Source organism: Pseudomonas sp. AP19 (assembly GCF_001728855.1).
Lineage (GTDB): Bacteria > Pseudomonadota > Gammaproteobacteria > Pseudomonadales > Pseudomonadaceae > Aquipseudomonas > Aquipseudomonas fluorescens.
On the sequence record NZ_LXJP01000070.1, the window covers coordinates 1 to 16,716 of the forward strand.

21 protein-coding genes are annotated in these 16,716 nt (G+C 58.3%); 2 read left to right on the forward strand and 19 right to left on the reverse strand.

Going from position 1 to position 16,716, the window contains the following annotated elements; all coding sequences use genetic code 11:
• The first annotated feature begins 1,095 nt into the window (after positions 1-1,095).
• Positions 1,096-1,335, forward strand: coding sequence for a hypothetical protein (locus tag A7D21_RS30005; protein ID WP_069553442.1), 240 nt, complete (start codon positions 1,096-1,098; stop codon positions 1,333-1,335).
• A 12-nt stretch (positions 1,336-1,347) separates the two neighbouring features.
• Positions 1,348-1,644 (forward strand): hypothetical protein, encoded by a 297-nt coding sequence (locus A7D21_RS36380; protein WP_069553405.1) that lies wholly within the window; start codon positions 1,348-1,350, stop codon positions 1,642-1,644.
• Between the two features lie 44 nt (positions 1,645-1,688).
• Here the strand turns inward: A7D21_RS36380 and A7D21_RS30015 are convergent, their stop codons facing one another.
• From A7D21_RS30015 to A7D21_RS30100, 19 genes are all read right to left on the reverse strand, one after another.
• Positions 1,689-2,807: an acyltransferase gene (locus A7D21_RS30015; protein WP_256556859.1), complete on the reverse strand. Its 1,119-nt coding sequence runs from the start codon at positions 2,805-2,807 to the stop codon at positions 1,689-1,691.
• A 72-nt stretch (positions 2,808-2,879) separates the two neighbouring features.
• Positions 2,880-3,851: a hypothetical protein gene (locus A7D21_RS30020; protein ID WP_069553407.1), complete on the reverse strand. Its 972-nt coding sequence runs from the start codon at positions 3,849-3,851 to the stop codon at positions 2,880-2,882.
• Positions 3,824-4,528, reverse strand: a complete 705-nt coding sequence (locus A7D21_RS30025; RefSeq protein ID WP_069553408.1) for a hypothetical protein — start codon at positions 4,526-4,528, stop codon at positions 3,824-3,826. The genes A7D21_RS30020 and A7D21_RS30025 overlap by 28 nt, the downstream gene beginning before the upstream one ends.
• On the reverse strand, positions 4,525-5,076 hold the full coding sequence (locus A7D21_RS30030) for a DNA-binding protein (RefSeq protein WP_069553409.1): 552 nt from the start codon (positions 5,074-5,076) through the stop codon (positions 4,525-4,527). Before A7D21_RS30030 ends, A7D21_RS30025 begins: the two co-directional genes overlap by 4 nt.
• Positions 5,073-6,002, reverse strand: a complete 930-nt coding sequence (locus A7D21_RS30035; RefSeq protein ID WP_069553410.1) for a hypothetical protein — start codon at positions 6,000-6,002, stop codon at positions 5,073-5,075. Before A7D21_RS30035 ends, A7D21_RS30030 begins: the two co-directional genes overlap by 4 nt.
• A complete protein-coding gene (locus A7D21_RS30040; protein ID WP_069553411.1) occupies positions 5,992-6,495 on the reverse strand; it encodes a hypothetical protein in 504 nt (167 codons plus the stop codon). The genes A7D21_RS30035 and A7D21_RS30040 overlap by 11 nt, the downstream gene beginning before the upstream one ends.
• Complete coding sequence (locus A7D21_RS30045; RefSeq protein ID WP_069553412.1) at positions 6,492-8,831, reverse strand: phage tail protein; 2,340 nt, start codon at positions 8,829-8,831, stop codon at positions 6,492-6,494. The genes A7D21_RS30040 and A7D21_RS30045 overlap by 4 nt, the downstream gene beginning before the upstream one ends.
• 8 nt (positions 8,832-8,839) lie before the next feature.
• A complete protein-coding gene (locus A7D21_RS30050) occupies positions 8,840-9,364 on the reverse strand; it encodes a phage tail protein (RefSeq protein WP_069553413.1) in 525 nt (174 codons plus the stop codon).
• Entirely contained in the window at positions 9,361-10,533 is a 1,173-nt protein-coding gene (locus tag A7D21_RS30055; protein ID WP_069553414.1) for a baseplate J/gp47 family protein, read from the reverse strand. The genes A7D21_RS30050 and A7D21_RS30055 overlap by 4 nt, the downstream gene beginning before the upstream one ends.
• On the reverse strand, positions 10,530-10,847 hold the full coding sequence (locus A7D21_RS30060) for a DUF2590 family protein (RefSeq protein ID WP_069553415.1): 318 nt from the start codon (positions 10,845-10,847) through the stop codon (positions 10,530-10,532). Before A7D21_RS30060 ends, A7D21_RS30055 begins: the two co-directional genes overlap by 4 nt.
• A complete protein-coding gene (locus tag A7D21_RS30065) occupies positions 10,844-13,225 on the reverse strand; it encodes a phage tail tape measure protein (RefSeq protein ID WP_069553416.1) in 2,382 nt (793 codons plus the stop codon). Before A7D21_RS30065 ends, A7D21_RS30060 begins: the two co-directional genes overlap by 4 nt.
• A gap of 6 nt (positions 13,226-13,231) precedes the next feature.
• Positions 13,232-13,372, reverse strand: coding sequence for a hypothetical protein (locus A7D21_RS35960; protein ID WP_019360422.1), 141 nt, complete (start codon positions 13,370-13,372; stop codon positions 13,232-13,234).
• A gap of 23 nt (positions 13,373-13,395) precedes the next feature.
• Positions 13,396-13,683, reverse strand: coding sequence for a putative phage tail assembly chaperone (locus A7D21_RS30070; RefSeq protein ID WP_069553417.1), 288 nt, complete (start codon positions 13,681-13,683; stop codon positions 13,396-13,398).
• Positions 13,684-13,715: 32 nt separating this feature from the next.
• Entirely contained in the window at positions 13,716-14,174 is a 459-nt protein-coding gene (locus A7D21_RS30075) for a lysis system i-spanin subunit Rz (RefSeq protein WP_069553418.1), read from the reverse strand.
• A complete protein-coding gene (locus tag A7D21_RS30080; RefSeq protein WP_069553419.1) occupies positions 14,174-14,707 on the reverse strand; it encodes a lysozyme in 534 nt (177 codons plus the stop codon). Before A7D21_RS30080 ends, A7D21_RS30075 begins: the two co-directional genes overlap by 1 nt.
• Positions 14,704-14,910: a hypothetical protein gene (locus A7D21_RS30085; protein ID WP_053253846.1), complete on the reverse strand. Its 207-nt coding sequence runs from the start codon at positions 14,908-14,910 to the stop codon at positions 14,704-14,706. Before A7D21_RS30085 ends, A7D21_RS30080 begins: the two co-directional genes overlap by 4 nt.
• Positions 14,907-15,125 carry a TraR/DksA family transcriptional regulator gene (locus A7D21_RS30090; RefSeq protein ID WP_069553420.1) on the reverse strand — a complete coding sequence of 73 codons (219 nt, stop codon included), beginning with the start codon at positions 15,123-15,125 and terminating at the stop codon, positions 14,907-14,909. The genes A7D21_RS30085 and A7D21_RS30090 overlap by 4 nt, the downstream gene beginning before the upstream one ends.
• Positions 15,125-15,574 (reverse strand): phage protein, encoded by a 450-nt coding sequence (locus tag A7D21_RS30095; protein WP_069553421.1) that lies wholly within the window; start codon positions 15,572-15,574, stop codon positions 15,125-15,127. Before A7D21_RS30095 ends, A7D21_RS30090 begins: the two co-directional genes overlap by 1 nt.
• Before the next feature lie 6 nt (positions 15,575-15,580).
• Entirely contained in the window at positions 15,581-16,708 is a 1,128-nt protein-coding gene (locus tag A7D21_RS30100; RefSeq protein WP_069553422.1) for a DUF2586 domain-containing protein, read from the reverse strand.
• Positions 16,709-16,716 lie beyond the last annotated feature (8 nt).

Sequence of the window (16,716 nt, forward strand, 5' to 3'; positions counted from 1 at the left end):
TAAATCAAGGGCTTGCAGCGATGCAGGCCCTTGTTTTTTGCGCTAGACGTAACAAGCGACGTAATAAGCAGTCCCTATGCCATCCCCAGGCGTGGGGCCCGGTCGTCGGAATGTCCCAGCGGCGGACGTCTTCGCACACAGCACCGCGCAACCCGGGAAGCCATCCATACCAGGGCGGGCTTTCTAAAATGTGCTTATGCCGAAAAAAAGAGTGATAAAGGTAATATTGCAGCCCGAACCAAGCTGTAAGCCACGGCCTATAAGGCTTGGAGCGGTATTCGGGAAAGGTGATATTTAAGTGATATAGAAGTAATTGTATTACTCTTTTATAAGGTGATATTCCTAACTTACCAAACCCAATGAAACCGGGGGTTTGGCCGGAATATTACTTTTCATATCACTCCATATCACTTCTCAATGTGATATCTGAACCCCAATAAAACCGTGGTCTCCAGCCGATTTCCGATCGTCTCTTGCCGTTATTACTCTTTTTAAAATGGCCACCCCCCACCTGGGAATCTCTATCATCTAATAGGCGTTTTTCTGCACGGCAGATCCAAATCTAAGAAGCTCCGAAAAGCTCCCGATGCAGTGCGCACAAATGAAATGGGCCCGGATCGCTACAGACCACGCAAATCGAGGGCTGTAGAGATATTCCCCTCTATCCGCACGTACGCAGTTGCCGCCTCAAATAGATCCGTCGCATTTTCGAAAACTCCGCAATCCGAGCGTTTTCAAATTTTTCGACCAATGAAGTCGGGGACTTTAGCTGATCCCCGTTCGTGCCCGTTCAAGACACCTCTTTGCAAACCCGCTGCATTTCTGTTCAAAATTTTGCAATCTGTGAAATTGCCGATCACCCGCAGAGCCCCCCGGCCCGCCTGGGCTGCAGGTTTGTTTGCACTGCCTCCCGCTTTGCACAAAAAAAGGACGCAAACCCCGTCGGCGGGAGGGGGATAAGTGCTTTTTCGGAAAGATTTTTTCAAACGCGGCGGTTTCTCGCGCTCAGCCGTCGCAGTTCGTCGGATCAGTCACGCACTGGAATGGCATGACCATATACTGGTTGCATATACAGTTAAGCGCAGAGCCATCACCATGAACTTCAACCTCGGCTCCCCAGCCATTACGAAACGCGCCTGGCACGCATTACTGCAGGATCAGGCGGAGTTGTTGAGACATCCCGCGACACACCACAAAGCCTTGATCCAGAACGCGCACGCGCTCCATCGAGCGGGATCAATTGACCGCTATGAGTTAAGCGACTTTCTGGAACAAGCGGATGGAGCCCTGGCCTATGCCGTTGAAGCACTCTTAGATGAGCCCTGGAGCGAATAGGAGGTAGTTTCGATGCACATGCTGATAACTCCCATGCGCTGCAAAGGCGTAGCTCTGACTGCCCTTGAAAGGAGGCAATACGCTGCCATCAAAGGTGACGTCAGTGTCGTGGCTCAGACGAGGGAAGAATTGGGACGCAGTTCGAATGTCGCGACAGTTATTTCAGGATGGCCGAAAGAGCCGTCCCCGCTGCCTTGCTTGCTCGATGCCACGCTATCGGGGATGGCTACCACAGGGTTTGTTCTGAGTGGTATTGAGTACGTCGATGGGTGTGCTTACGCACAATCTTGGTGGTGCCGGCAGGGATGAAATCGATCAGCCGGACCTTATGAATAATAAGATCCGGCAAGTGTTTAATTGACTACTGGCTGACTTATTCTTTTCACTTTTAGGCCGCGGGAAAGATACTTGTTCAAAGGGCGCTCTATCAGCTTATAACTCAAATACCCAACGATAATAACTACTGGCAGGGATATTGCCCAGAAAAGAACAGAAGCAACGATTCCTCCCTCTGCGTTTCCCAACGCAGTCCAAATGCGACCACACACACTTAGCGTAAGTATATGCGACAGATAAAGTGAATAAGACATGTCACCCAAAGACTTTAGGAAGCCCGGCACCGCCCATTGAGATTTAGACTCTTGCAGTGCCAATGCGAGCAATAACAGCGTATAACCACCGCCGACTATAAACGCCCGACTTAGAGAAATAGACTGAATCACATCTGACCCGTCGATTAAACCCGATATCACGGCATAAGCTATCAGGCAAATACCGAACAAAGCGACCGTGCCAGTAGGCAAGCGCCATTTAGATGGTTCACTGATGGCTTTCAAGTACACGATGCCGGCGAGCGCGCCGAGGATGAACTCAATCGAAAATTCGTGCTTAACAGTCCGTAAATATGGGCTAACCGGGCCACTGTAAAGCACAGAGACTAAAGCCACAGAGCAGAGCCACGCAGCGAAAGCCAACGGCACCCAACGTTGTGGTAACAGCAGAATAAAGGCGAATACCAGGTAGAACCAAACTTCATGGATCAACGACCAGGCGACCAGTACAAGGGGCAAATTGGCGTCAGGCAAAAGAAGGAACGAATGTAGAAGATTTACTTCGCCCGCTTGAGAGCTGTTGACCATGCCAGGCTTTAACATAAACACCAGCAACACAGCAAAGAAGTAAACCCAGTAGACCGGATAAATACGTATTGCGCGACCTTTGAGGAAGTTAAAAATCTCGCCTCGCACACCAAACTTGTTTGCTGAGGCAAGCACCATAACGAATCCGCTTATTACAAAAAACAGATCCACACCAGTTTGCCCAAACACGAAGATGTCCGGTAACCAAGTGGCACCCGGAATGTACTTTGCATTGATGAATAGCGAGTGAAATGCAATTACTGCAAGTGCGGCCAGCCCTCTGGCCGCTTGTAATGATGAAATCTTATGCACAGTGTTTTGTCCTTTACGCAAGTGCTTTTCCAGGCGCGCATATTGGGAGAAGCCTGGTACGGTTGCAAGCTAGACGGTCAGGATTGGTAAAGGCTACAAAGTGACGGGTTTCAACTTTCCCGCCATTTGAATGGCGGTAGCGGCGTTGGCCGTGAATGCAGCAGCGTTACCAGGTGGCGGCGTTGGTCCATGAGTATGTGCCGCCAGTTGCGTGTTCATCTGCTGCAGCAGATCGAGGGTGTCACACACTACCTGGAACAGATTGACGCTCTCGGAACCGATCCAATTTTTCGGTGCCTGTAACCGTTGGCTGACCGCTGCCACGCTTCTGCGCAACCCCTCGATTTTCTCCACCACGTCGCCGCCTATCGTGGCGTTGTACTTCTGCGCCACCACCAGGTTCAAATCCCGCCCGGTCGCCTGATGCAGATCATCCACCGCCGCAAAGCTCGCCGATCCGCCCGACAGCAACTTGAGCGCGCCAAGGGCTTCAACCGTCTTGATGCCGCCTACCGACTCGGATGAATGGTCGTCCACGGTCCTGGTGTGGCTCTGGAACCGCTCGGTATTGCCCATCGCCTCTACTTCGCGCTCGATCGCCTTGTCCACGATCTTGCCGTCGGTCTGACGTAGCCAGTTGCCGTCGGCGTCAACGCGCTGCTGGCAAGCCTCGCTGTGCTGCCACACCTGGTCACCCTTTGGGACGCTGGGCATGCTCAAGCCGTGCGGCAAAATGGTTTGGATATAAGGCTTATGCGGCAGGCCGTAGGCAAAGCAAACCACGACTTGGGTGCCTTCCTCGGGGAACGCATAGATTCCCATTTCCTCGCCACCGGTGGGCAGCGGTAAAGGCACGCCGGCAAGGATCGGCAGCTTGGTGTCTGGCTCGCCGTCCGGCCCCATGACCTCGATGTCGACCGCGTAGCGGGGGCGGAAGTCGTCGCAGATCCCGGCGCCGGCGGGCGGGTCAGCCACGGCGACAACTCGGGCAAAGCGTGGCAGGTGGTAACCACCGGTGAGTTCGGGGAATTGTCGTTCTACGCTGCGGCGGATTGCGTCGTCCATCGGATGGCCATCTGGTTGTCGATGAGCGCCACACTGGTGATGCGCTCGCCGTGGTTAATCGTTGCGCCTGGTCGCAACCCGGGAAGGGCTGCAATCATCGCGCTCTGGTTGCCCTGGTAGTCGTCGAACAGCTCCACCGGCAGCTGCAGCGGCGAGCGAACGCCAAAGAAGCTGTCAGCCCAACTGCCCACGAACACTTCCCCGTCACCCTGCTGCTGCCAGATGAAGTCGGGAATGTTGAATACCCGGGCCAGGCTGTCCATCGCTTGATAGCCGGCGGCCAGGCTGTAGAAAAACGGCGCCTTGACGCTGGCATAAGGCTGTTCAGGGACGCGGAAGCGCAAACCGGTGTGCTTGCCGATTTCGACCAGGACAGCGCGCAGGTCGACGTGGCGCAGGTTCAGCGGCAGCGGATTAGCCAGGATCGCGGCAAGTTCACGACAGAACAGCACCTGCTGGGTGCTGCTGGCCGTGGTAGAGCGTTCCACGTAGCCAATGAAGTGACGCTGCAGTGTGCTGCCGTTGTAGCCGATATCGAGCGTTACCAAGCCTTTAACTGGCGCGGTGGCCTGAATCGTGAACACGGCCCGGCCTGGGCTTTTCGCATCCAGCCGGACTTCATTTTTGACCAGGGCATACGGCTTGCCGTTGATGGCCAACTCTTTGTGCAGCTTCATTCCTTGCCACTCCCGCCCAGCCAGGTGTCAACTTTCTTCAACGTCGCTTCAAAACCGGTCAGTTCCTCGGGCGCACCAGGTGAGTCGCCACCACCGCCACTGCCGCCAACCGCCCCGCCCGGGCCAGATTGCGCCGTCACCGCGTTGCCCGATCGGCGCCCTTCGACTTTCTCCGGGTTGGACAATTTTTCAGCCAGGGTGAATTGGATCAGCCAGCCGCGCAGGCTGTCGTCTTCCCGGGCGCTGACACCTTCGGTGAACGTCACCTGGCGCATGCCAAACGCGGCGGCGGTGTCGTTGACGATTCGGTACGTCTTGAGCTGGCCACCGCTGGCGGTTGCTTCCACCAGGCGCATCAGATCGCGCAACTGCACCTGGTCAACGAAAGGAATCATCAACGTGACCGTCAGGGTTTTGGGCTTGAACCCTTTGTGTCCCTTGTCGGTGTTGCTGGTCTGCCCTGACAGATCGTCGCTCTCAATACGCAGGTTGCCGGTGACCTTGAGGTTCTTCCCGCGCACCTCTTGCCCGTCGAGTAGCAGCGTCATAGGCCCACCAGTTCACGAACAAAGCTCAGGCCCTGCTCAGATCCCACCAGCAGCGCGCCGGCGCACAACACCCATTCGTGCCCCGGGGCGTCACCGGCCAGCAGCCGGCGGCTCAGCTCGGTAGCGTTGCCCGGGCCGATCAACCGCGCACGCATGCTGCTATCAGGGTTGCCATCAGCCAGCAGGGCTTTCAGATCTGCCAACTGCTTGTCACGGCCCTGTTGCTGCGCGGCCTTGCGGTTGGCCAGGGCCGAGAGGTCGGCCATGGGCGAACTGTCGGCGGCGTAGCTCTCCAGGACGGCGATCTGTCCGGCCATGGATTGCTGCGCCGCCTTAACCACTGTGCAACGCTCCAGGGGCAAATCCTGCCAGCGCGGCAACGCGCCGGCGGTGGGGATCTCCCACTTTTCCGTTTCCAGCTTGGACAGGTGCCGCGCTCGGCGCTCGGCCCGCACCAGGTCAGGCATCGGCAGCAAGGCATTAAAGCGCGCCAGGCTCTCGGCTAACTGATCAAAGCGAGTGGCCAAGAACATCAGGCACAGAGCGTGCTGCTGACCATCGGGCCGGCCTGTGTCGCTCACGTCCACCAGTTTGCCGGCCAGCTGCTGCAGCAAGTTCGGTGCAGACAGGAAACGCTGATAGCCGCGCCCCTGGCCAACGCCGCTTTGAAACGGCGTAACCACCAGGCACGCCGGCGCTTCGCCCATCTGATCAGCAAGCGCTGCACGTCCTGCAGCAATTACGGATTGCGCGGTGCCACCCACTGGCCCTGGGTTGGTAGTCGTTTTACCGCTGAGGTCTGCAAGACGCTTGGAAGTGCCAACCAACTCGCCGCTGGCCAGCCCTTGGGCCTCTGACAATTGCCCCATCCACTGCGTGGCCTGGGCAGGCCAACGCATGGTTACCGGCGCCCAATCATTCGTCATTTTTCAGAACCGCGCTCAACCATTCCGGCGAATTCGGCCGGCTCGACTCCGCCGGATAGCGTTTGGCTTTCGGCCAATCCCTCAAGGCCTGACGCCAAGTCAGCAGCGCTGTGAATTGCACCGCGGTAATAGGAGTGATCCCGCCCAGGTCGCGCGAATCGCGATATTGAGCAACGAGAGTTTCCGATGTTTGCAAACTGGTCTCAGCCCACAGTCGGGCAAGTACGAGAGGATCTGACTCGACGACAACATCTTCCGAATATTTTGAAAACTTACCGCCATCATCCAAATAAGCGCGAACGGCCTGAAACAAGGGCTCGTTGTAGTCCTGAGTTACATGACAACGGTTGCCGGCAATGGTGACCACAAATGTCTTATCGGTTTTAACTGACACGTCACTGAACGTCACCATCACCTCCGCTGGAGGGACCACTGGGGACTCATCAACAAGCGCGACTGGCTCAACTACGTTGATATCTTTCACTTCAATCACGGTGCATATCTCCAAGCGAAGCCGTAAATAGTTGCGCCGCCACTAAATGAAATTATGGTGCCACCAGGTGCATGACCGCTTTTACCAACAACACCCTGCCCAGCGGCATAGTAGTGCATGAGCGAATAACACCATGAACCCCCAGGCGGAAGTTGTACTGATGTACCGGTTACTCCGACGGGCATAAAATTATTGCTGTCAGGTCGATAGAAGTTCATCTCCCCCCATTGCAGCCCCATGTCCGCGCTATCAACCTGAGTACGCATGCCACGGCCTTGAGTATCCCAACCGTACCGAATTTTGTTTGAAGCCTGCCCCGCGCCACCGCCTTGTTCGACGGGGATGAATCCAAGCTGGGGCTGAAGGTAATAAACCTGCCCATTATCTTTATGCCGGAAGTACGGGAAAGCCGAGTTGCCACTTGCAAAGCCTATCGTAGAAACAGAATCCCCCACAGCCCTGAGCAAAAGCTGTTGATTAGTCTGCTCGATTGTGTAGGCATTCGTGATGCCATACGCCTCTAAGGAATTACCCTTGTTAGCCTTATCATCAGGATTGAAGTTCCACGCGGACCAGACTACGCCAAGATCCAGATTATCAACGGTAACCTTGAGTGCATTACCACTCCAACCAATTTTAATAAGATTCTGTAGCTGCCCAACCCCAGTGCCTTGTTGAACTGGCGTATATCCGAGCCTCGGTTGCAAATATTGAATTTGCCCATCTGTTTCTCGACGGAAATACGGGAGATTTATATCACCACCAGCAAGGCCGGCGGTGGTTATTCCATCGCGGATAACACGGTAATTAATCTGCTGATTAGTTTGTTCTATCGTGTAGGCGTCTTTGATGCCGTAACCCGCAAGCGAATTCGACTTATCCGCTTTGGTGCTAGGATTGAAACTGTATTCGGTCCAAATCCGGCCTAAATCAGTGGAGTCAACTGTTGCCTTGAGCCCTATATCAGACCAACCAATAAACACACGGTTTGTCGTTTGGCCGATGCCACCACCTTGTTTTACAAAAGTGTCGTATGCCCCATTTCTGGTGTATGCGTCGGTGATGCCATAGCCATCCAAGGTTGAAGGATTACCCCCCGCTATGACCAGCCCTTTAGAGTTAATGGTGACTTTGGTATACGCACCCGCCACCGCACCACTATCAGCAAGTGTGAGTGTCACGTTGGCGTCAGCTGAACCGTCAAATGTCGCGCTGCCGGTGGCTGCGCCGCTGAAATTGAACCTGCGCGCAGTGACCAACTTTATCGCCCTGCCCGCAGCGGTGGTTCCATCCACCAGCGCATTAATGCCGGCGAACAGATGATTACGCACGACCTGAACCATGCGGGTTGTCGCGAGAATCCACGGGTCATCCGTACTTGAATCATTGCTGATGGCGTTCGGGATCTGGTCCAACCCTACGTCAGCTTTGGTCGTCGCTCTGGCGCGCAAACGGGGGTAGTCACCTGTCCGGGCTGCCAGATGCTTGATCAGCTCGCTGGTGATCGGCTCGACGGCTCGCAGGTCGTTGATCGCGCTGGTGGTTGGGATGTCAGCAATGGGGACCAGGTAGTGGCGAACACCGGCGTTGTCGGTGTAGTCCTGCTTATCAGCACCGAAAACGACCTGGTGCGTGCCGACGACATCGCTCAGCTCGCGCTGCAGACTCACATCAAGCCAAACCTTGTTGGGAATTGATGGAACCTCAACCGCCTGCACGCTTTTGCGCTCTAGTCGGATACCTTCCACATACGCAATACCAGGTTTCAAGTGGTAAGCAGCGCCGACCTTCTCCATCTCGAAAGCGCTGCTGTGAAAACAGGCGCGGCCGAAGACATCGCGATTGCTCAATCGCTCGCGCTCGTCGATGCCGACCAGCCGAACAGTAAAGTCATGCTGCCAGGTGCTGGCATCGATCTTGATCCCGGTTAGCGCCTGGGCGCCGTCAAACACCACCAAAAAATTACGCGTCACGTTGTTGCCGATCTGACGCGGCGGGATGTTTCGGCGCTTTTGCTGTACCGGCACATACGCTACGGCCAGCAACACGTTTTCACTGGTCTCAAGGCCGATCCAGTTGAAGTCAAAGTCCCCAATATCGCTACCAAGCATCAGGCTATAGACCACCTGGTTCGGATTTACGAAACCTTTCTGGGTAACGTCATAGGTGCCGACGATTTGTGCCGGCACTGGCTTGCCCGCTGTTCGATCTACACCGGCATTCGGGTCAAGTCCGGGCACGTTGGCCAGGACAAATCGGGCAACGCTCAGTGATTGTTGTGCGCCGATTTTCTGCGAGATCAGGCTTTCACCTGCAAGGGTAATGCTGGCTCCCATGGGGGCTCCTACAGGCTGGCAACCAGCGTTTGCTGGTCGTCGTTGAAGTCCACCGCGACGATGCGCAGTGATACGGGGGTGATGGTCACGAAGTCATAGCGCCGGCAGGTGCGGCCGTACTGTTGAATCAGCACGCGCATCAGCTCCGGGTTTTGCGACAGTTGCGAATCAGAGAGGCGAAGCAGCACCACGTCCCAATCCCGATCGGGTAACCGCTCGTTGATCTCGACGTAACCAACCCCCAGTCGCTGCAGGATGCGTTTGAGCCCGGCCGTGCTGCCGGCGTCAACCGCGTTGATGAAGGCGAACTTCACCCGCAGCCGGTAGAGGCTTTCCGGCTCGTCTTTGAAACGGCTGATATCGCGCTGCCAGGCCAGCAGATCGAGGACGGTCAGGTGGCAGGTGTCCGCGTCCATCTGCAGGAGCGGCCACTGCAGCCAACCTTCGACCTTTTCCCACCAGGACTGGGCGGCGGCTTTCAACTTGGCCAACTGCGGGCCGTCCAGCCAGAAAGGCAAACTCAGCTTGATCATGCCGGCACCACCTGCAGGGTCTTGATCCTGGGAATGCTCAGCTCTGACACGATGTCGGCATTGTCAAAATGCAGCGACTCAATACCGGCGAATTGCTGGTGAAGTTCTTCGCCCAGGCGGCTGAACGAGAACCGCGATTGGGGATAGGTCAGCGTCGGCTGATAGTCGCCGGTGCCGCTCTCCCGAAAGGCCGCGCGGATGAACTGCCCAATTTCCGCCTGCAGTTTTTCGCGTTGCTCGATGGTCAGTAATGGCCGGGGCCACCAGGTGAGGCTGAGCGAGTGTTGTGTCTCAGGCATGACCATTACCATCATGTCATCACCGTGGCCATGGTTGCCCTGGTCACGGATATGCGAGTTGATTTGCTCCAGGTACGTCGACGCCGGTACGTCCGCATCAAACAACACGTAGGCATTTGCGCTGCCGGGCCCCCGTGGCGCGCCATGCAGGAAATACACCCCGTCCGGCCGCACACCTGGGAAGGCGGAAATCATGGCGCGGTACACCGAATCGGTGTGCCACTGATTGACTGCCGAGAACTGGTTGCGTGTGCGCAAACGCAGCTGATCGTCCGGCTCAGGGTCTGCACCTGGTGCAATCAGCCAACCGTCCGCGTTCACCACTTGGGCGATGCCGGCAATGGGCACGGGGAGGATTGCGTAGTAACCCGGGGCCAGGTTGTAGCCGCTGCCCACTTCCTGCGCTTCCACCGGGACTTCCAGCTGCAGCACGCCATCCGCAAAGGTCGCAGCCTGGGTGGTGATCAGCTGGTAAATGTGGCCGTTGATAGCGGCGGATTGCACCAGGATGCCGGCGGGCAACTCCAGCAGGCCGCCGGCGACGTCCCTGGTAAACAACAACGTGCCCTGGGCCTTGGTCGCTCCTTTGCGCTCGACGTTGACCGCCCAGGCCAGCATGTCCAACCACTTACCCACGGCGGTTTTAACAAAGAAATTGGGCAGAACCGTGCCGCTGACAAAGTTGATCAGCCACAGCACCGGCTTGGTCACCAGAGCGGTGATCAGCCGCCAGAACGGCGAATAGGCGCTGGTGTTGCTCAACTTGCTACCTTGCGCGGCGACCTCCTTTTCCCAGGCCTGGCGCAACCCGTCCTCGGTAACCGGAATGCCGCCGTCTGCCAGTGCCTGCTTAAAATCTACGTCGCTCACAACGTCACCTCGATGTCGCCAAATTTCAGCGTTTTCGCCGTGACCAGGTAACGGCCAGACTCCACTTGTTTGATCAGCGCCGTGCCCGGTACCAGGCGCGCGTCGGCCTCTACCAGCAACTCCAGCTGCTGAATGCAGTCGCGCTGACGCAGCCGGCTACGCTCGGCCACCAGCGTGACCAGCAAGCCGCTCTCGCGGATCATGTGCGCGATGTCCTGGGCGATGCTGGCCCGGTCCTCGATCAGCAGCGGCTGACGCGACGGGTCCAGTACCAGGTCGTTGTCCATGATCAGCAGGTCGATGTATTCGCTCATCCGCCCACCGCCATGGCCAACATGCCTTCCAGTTCCAGCGGGTTCATTTGCTTGCCGGTGTGAATGTTGACGTTCTCCACATGAGTGCCCTTGTTCTGGGTTTGGTTGTTGTTCTGGATGCTGGCCAGGAAGCCGCCCCGGGGTACCGCGTCAGGCCGTTTCGGAGACAGGGTTGATACCGAGCCGTTGATGCGTTGCTGGCTTTGCTCAGCCTTCTCCGTGGGAGCGGGAGCGGTTACCAGGGGCGGCGTCTGCAGCGGCTGCGGGATGGTTAACTGCGGTCCGATCGGCGCCGGCGTCTGCACCGGTGGTACTGCCACCAGCTTGGGCAATGTGCGCGGCAATTCACGGGGCGTCTGGGGCTGAGCCATCGGTGCCGGCGCTTTCGGCACCGGTGCCAGGACCTGAGTCGGTAGCTGTGCCGGCGGCTGCAACGCTGCAGGTGTGGCCACGGCCGGCGTCGGGGCCAATACCAGTGCCGGCGCCTTTGCTGGTGGCTGCAACGCTTCAAGCGTCGGCATCACCGGCGCCGGTGCTTTAGGCGTGGGGGCCAACACCAGGGGCGGTGCCTGGATCGGTTGCTGGGGCGCGCCGACCAGTTGCGGCAGTAACGGCGCTTCGACTTGCGGGGCACTGATGGTGGGTAGCTCTGGCGCCGCCGGCATGTCCCCGAATGCCGCTTCAATGTTCACGCCGGGGATCTTGTTCAACATCTCGATCAAGCCATTGATAGCGCTTTTGAAAACGTTGACGATGGCATCCCACGCAGCGCTGGCCATGTTCGACCAACCGCCCATCGAGTCGAACCATTCCGACAGCGCAGTCAGTTGGCCGCTAACCCACTGGAACGCCTCGCTGTTCAGTAGCGCACTGGTCCAGTCGTCCCAATAGATAATCGCCGCCGCCACGGCCGCTACCAGGGCCACAATGCCGATCACGATCCAGGCCACCGGGTTGGCCAACAACGCGGTGTTGACCAGCCAGATCGCGCCCTGCCACAGCAACATCGCGCCTTTGACCAGGCCCATCCAGGCGACCATCAGCACCAGACCAGCCACGAACCCCACCACCATGACGGTGTGGTACAGGAACATGGCGATGCTGCGATAACCCGACCAGGTGAGGGCATTCCACACCACAACGGCCCCCAGCCACGCCATTTTCGAAAGCCCCACTGTCAGTGTGAGCAACGACATGGCGGCAGTAATCGCCAGGAACGACAGCGTTACGATTCCAATCAGGCGGGTGATGTTGGGAAACAACTGAGTCCAGCGGGTCAACGTGCTGGCAATCCCCACCAGGCGCTCCATCAGCGGCGTCAGGATCGGGATCAACGCCTGACCAAAGGCAATGCGCAACGCCTCGACAGCGGAGCTGAACTGCTGCCACGGGTCCACCATGTTCTTGGCCATGCGCTCGGCGTTCTCGAGGCCGCGCACATTGCCCAGTCGCTCCATGCCGTTTTTCAGCCGGTCGGTGTCGCCCATCAGGCTGCTGATCAACCGTGCAGCTTCGCCACCGAAAGCATCGCGCAGCTTCGCGCCGTTGGCCTCAATAGATAGATCCCCAAACTTGCCTTTGAGCTTGTCCAGGATGTCCATCATCGGCAGCAATTTGCCTTGCTGATCCACGAACTTCATGCCCAGCTTTTCAGACGCACTGCTGACGTTCTCAAAGAAGGATTTGTAGAGACCGCCGGCCTCGCCTCCGTCCATGGTGCTGCCCAGCGTGCCCAGCACTGCCATCTGTTCGGCCAGGCTCACACCGGCGGTGCTGGCCAAGCCTCCTGCAGCCTTGAACGCCTCCCCGATCTGCTCCCCACTGGTGCGAAACAGCTGCACGGCCGTGGCCGTCTGGCCAGCCAAGGTTTCAACCCATTGGCCCTTGCCCATGGCGTCGGCCTGGCCTTTGAAAAGGTTGTACATGGTGCCGACATAGGTGCCCATGGTGTCGGCGTCGGACTTGGTGGCCTTGGCCAACACGTTGCTGGCATTGGTGAAGGTGGCCAGCTGATTGCCAACCAACCCTTTGATAGCGCCCTCAATGTGGTACGCCGAGGCGACAAAATCTTTGGCGTTCTCGCCATAGGCGACCGAAAACTCCAGTGACTTGCGGTTCAGCGAGTTCAAGGCGTCTTCGGCCACGTTCAGCGATCGGACCTCGCCCAGGGCGCGGTTCATCTCCAAGGCGGGTTCCATGGACTGGGTGATACCGACGTAAGCGCCCGTAATGCCTGCCAGACCAAACCCCATCGTTTTGATGTGTTTTTCGCTCTGTTCAGCCAGGTCAGAAAAGCCCATTTTCACCTTGCCCATGGGGGCGGTGACCTTATCGGTCAGGCTCAAAATGAAGGCCAGGCGGGCGCTTTTGTCAGCCATCAGTGTTTATCCGTTGAGTGCGTAGGCGATGCCATTGGCAATGGCGATTTCCATGCGGCGCCAGTGTTCGTCCTCCAGCCACTTGGCCGTTCCCATCACCTCGGCAGTGGGCTCGGCACCAGGTAGCCAGCGACCGGCAAGAGCCACTAGCTGGCCCAGGCCGTTTTCGGTCAGACGTTCGGCGTGGTCGAGGGCTTTTTTACGGTGATTTCAATGTCCGGGCCGTACTCTTCCAGGAGCGCGCCGGCCAATTGCATGACCAGCACCGGGTTACCCAACTGGGACTTGAGGGTGGCGCGTTGCTCCTGCTTTACGGTGGTCACCAGCAGGTTGTTCGCCGGCGAAACCTTGTTGGCTTGGGTAACGGCATTGAAGTACTTCGTCACGTCCTGCGGGGTCAGTGAGAAGGTGAATTCCTGCTCGCCTACTTCCAGGGTGATATCGCGTGTATCGGTCATGGGTGTTGCTCCGTTCAAAGGTCGGGTGTCAGTTATGGTTGGCGCGGGCAAACCCGCAGGGCATGGTCTTGCAGGCCCAGGATCATTTGCCGGCTGAGGGCAAGCTGATCTCTGAGGGTGAAATAATCCGATCGAGCGTCTGTTGTGAGTTCGGCGGTGGCTGCATGAGCCACGCCGCCGGCGCCGGCACTGGCGGGCACTGGGGTGCTGCAGGTGGCATTGAGGCGCAACCGCTTACCGCCAGTAGCAACATCGAGACGCAGAGCATCGTTTTCAGCACGTTCATGGTTCAGTTCCTGAGTACGTTGAAGGTCGATGGCGTCACGCTCAGCCAGCATTTCGCCGCTGATCCGCGCTGCCTCTCGCAAGCCGTTTACTTCAAACAGCGCCGCGTCACGCTCAATTCGTGCGGTGTCGCGCTGGCCCTGCAGCAGGTCAAAGCCGAACCAGGCCACCAGGCTCAGCACCAGGATGAAAGTGCCTTCGCGCATCACAGGCCCGCCTTACAAAGCTCGGCCTCGGCCAAGCGACGGTTATGCAAACCCGGGACAAATACCTTCTTGCCATCGGCGGTGGTGATGAAGGCCCAGACCGGTGTTTTGCCGTCAGGCGCCCAGGCCAGCGCCTGGCAGCCCTCTTTGATACGGCCGGCATTGATCAAGCCCACTGCGCGGCTCGCGCATGTGCTGGCAGTGCCGAAGTTGTGGCCATGGCTACTCAGAGCATCGAATGTGTTCTGGCCCACGTCCTGGTTGGTGATGCAGTCGGCCAGCTGCAGTTGGCCCTTACTGATCACCAACTGCTCCACCTCGCTGCAGCGCGCATCCGACCAGTAGTCGCCTACAACCACCGGGTAGGGGCTTGTATGGCGGGTGATGCCCTTGCACACGGTTGGCAGGCCACGGGCCAGCTTGTCCGCATAAACGGTGTTCTGGGCGCTGCCTTCCCAGGTGCCCAGGAAAACGACCAGCGCAGAGCTGCAGAGCGTGATAGCGCCGGCGGCGATCTTGCCGCGCAGGCTCATGGTTTTACCTTCCAGTCGCGCAGCATCTGGCGATACTTGGGAACCAACAGCAGGATCTGCAGCACCATGTAAACGGCAGTCAGCATGTAGGCAACAGCCGACCAGTCGATGGCTCCTGTCGCTCCAGTGGCGGCTACACCGATCGCAGGTGACGCCTTCGCCAACGCGATGGCGGTGTCCTGAGCCGCCTGATTCGTGCTCATCGCTGCGCTCCTTTTTCGAAAAAAGACTGGCACGGGACGCAACGGGTCTTGCCGCCCAGCGCGCGGCGCGCCTCGGGAATTTCGTTATCGCAATCCACGCAGTAGGTAAGGCTTGGGCCCGTTGATTCACGCCGGGCCTGGGCCAACTGGGCGTTGATAGCCTGGTCCCGCTGACGTTGTTCCAAGGCTTGGGCGCGATCGAACGGGCATACCATCAGCTAATGCCCTCGATCTCGGTGGCATCCAGGTATGGCACGCCGTTGATACGGATAAAGTCCGGGCTGGTAACCTCAAACGGCACCTTGTGCTTGGTCTTCTCGCCGCCCTTGGGATCGATGCTGAGCAGGCTGGACACCTTCAACTTGCAGCCGAAGGCTTCAATGCGCAGTTCGTCGTCGCCGGCCTTGGCGAAAAACACCACGTCAAACGCCTCCAGCTTGCGGAAGCTGCCAGCAGTGCGCGCCGCTTCGACCACCAGGTTGAAGTTGGTCGAATCCAGTTCGATTTCACCAGCCGCCGCCACATCGCCGTCGACGTAGCCATCAGGCACGCCCCGGGTTTGCGCGGTCTTGCTGTTATCGGTGATATCCAGGGTGCAGCTTTCGACGTGTACCTGCAGATCGCCCAGGTTCACGTCAAAGTTCTTGCCGCCAATACGTGACATGGGGGGTTACTCCGAATCGTCGTTGGAAAGATCCAGGGCGATGTTCGCCGTGAGGTCTTTCGGGCAGTTGTGGGGCTTGAGCTTGATGTACGCCTCGACGGCGGTTTTGCTCTTCCAGGTCAGCACGATGTCGCCGTCCTTCGGCGTCTCGATCTCGCCCGGGAACACCTGGCCGGCGAACTTGACCGACTTGGCCATCTGGCGCAGTGGCGCCATCAGCGCGTTGACGTTCACGGCCATGCTGTTGGGAGTGTTGTTCAAGCGACGATCAGCCACACGACGGATCAGCAGCGGCCGTACCTGGCGCGCCGCCTTGTCTGCCAGGCGCAGATATTCGACTACCTGGTAGTCGCTGCCTGGGGTGTCCAGCATGTTGCCGTCGCCCCAATACACCCCCGGATAGTCCGGGTAGGTCTGGGAAACAGAAAAGCGGGACTTGTCCAACTCGGCACGGATTGCGGACGGCAGCGGCACGCCCTCTTTATCCACCGGCACACTGCCCAGACCGGTTACGGCACCGGTGGCCACACGCATTGGGCTGTCGGCAATACTCACGGCAGCGTTGGCCAAGCGACCGGCCAACACGCCCAGGTCATTGCCGTGCAGCTGCGGCACCACCATCACACGCGGCGCGGCCACGTTGGCGGTAATTGTCTTTTGCTCGGCCACATATTCCGACCAGGACTGCAGCACGGTCGGGCTGGCAGTTGCGGCCATCACGAACAAGCGGCGGCCGTAGACGTTATTAACCAGCACAGCCGCGTCGTGCATGGCCGCCAGGTCGTCGCCCTTGGTCACAGGCTGGGTGATAACGACAGCCTCGACCGAAAAGCCCTGCTGCTGGCAAGTCTCCAAGGAGGCGCGCCAGTCGGTATCGGCCACGATCGGCGCCGCCAGACAGGCCCAGCGATCGCCGCCGTTCGAGCGAGCGGCAGTGATCTGGGTTTTCAGGTCGCTGGCAGCAATACCCAAGGCGGCATCGAGGTCGCTTTCGGTATTGAGCGGCACCAGTTTGCCGATGTTTTTGGGAGCGGTTTTCGGGCCTGGCCCGATGAACAGGAAATAGCGTTCGATCTCAGTCACGGCGCCTTGGCCCAGATTGAGATTGTTAACGCTGACTTTGCCAAGTGCCATGCTGTGCC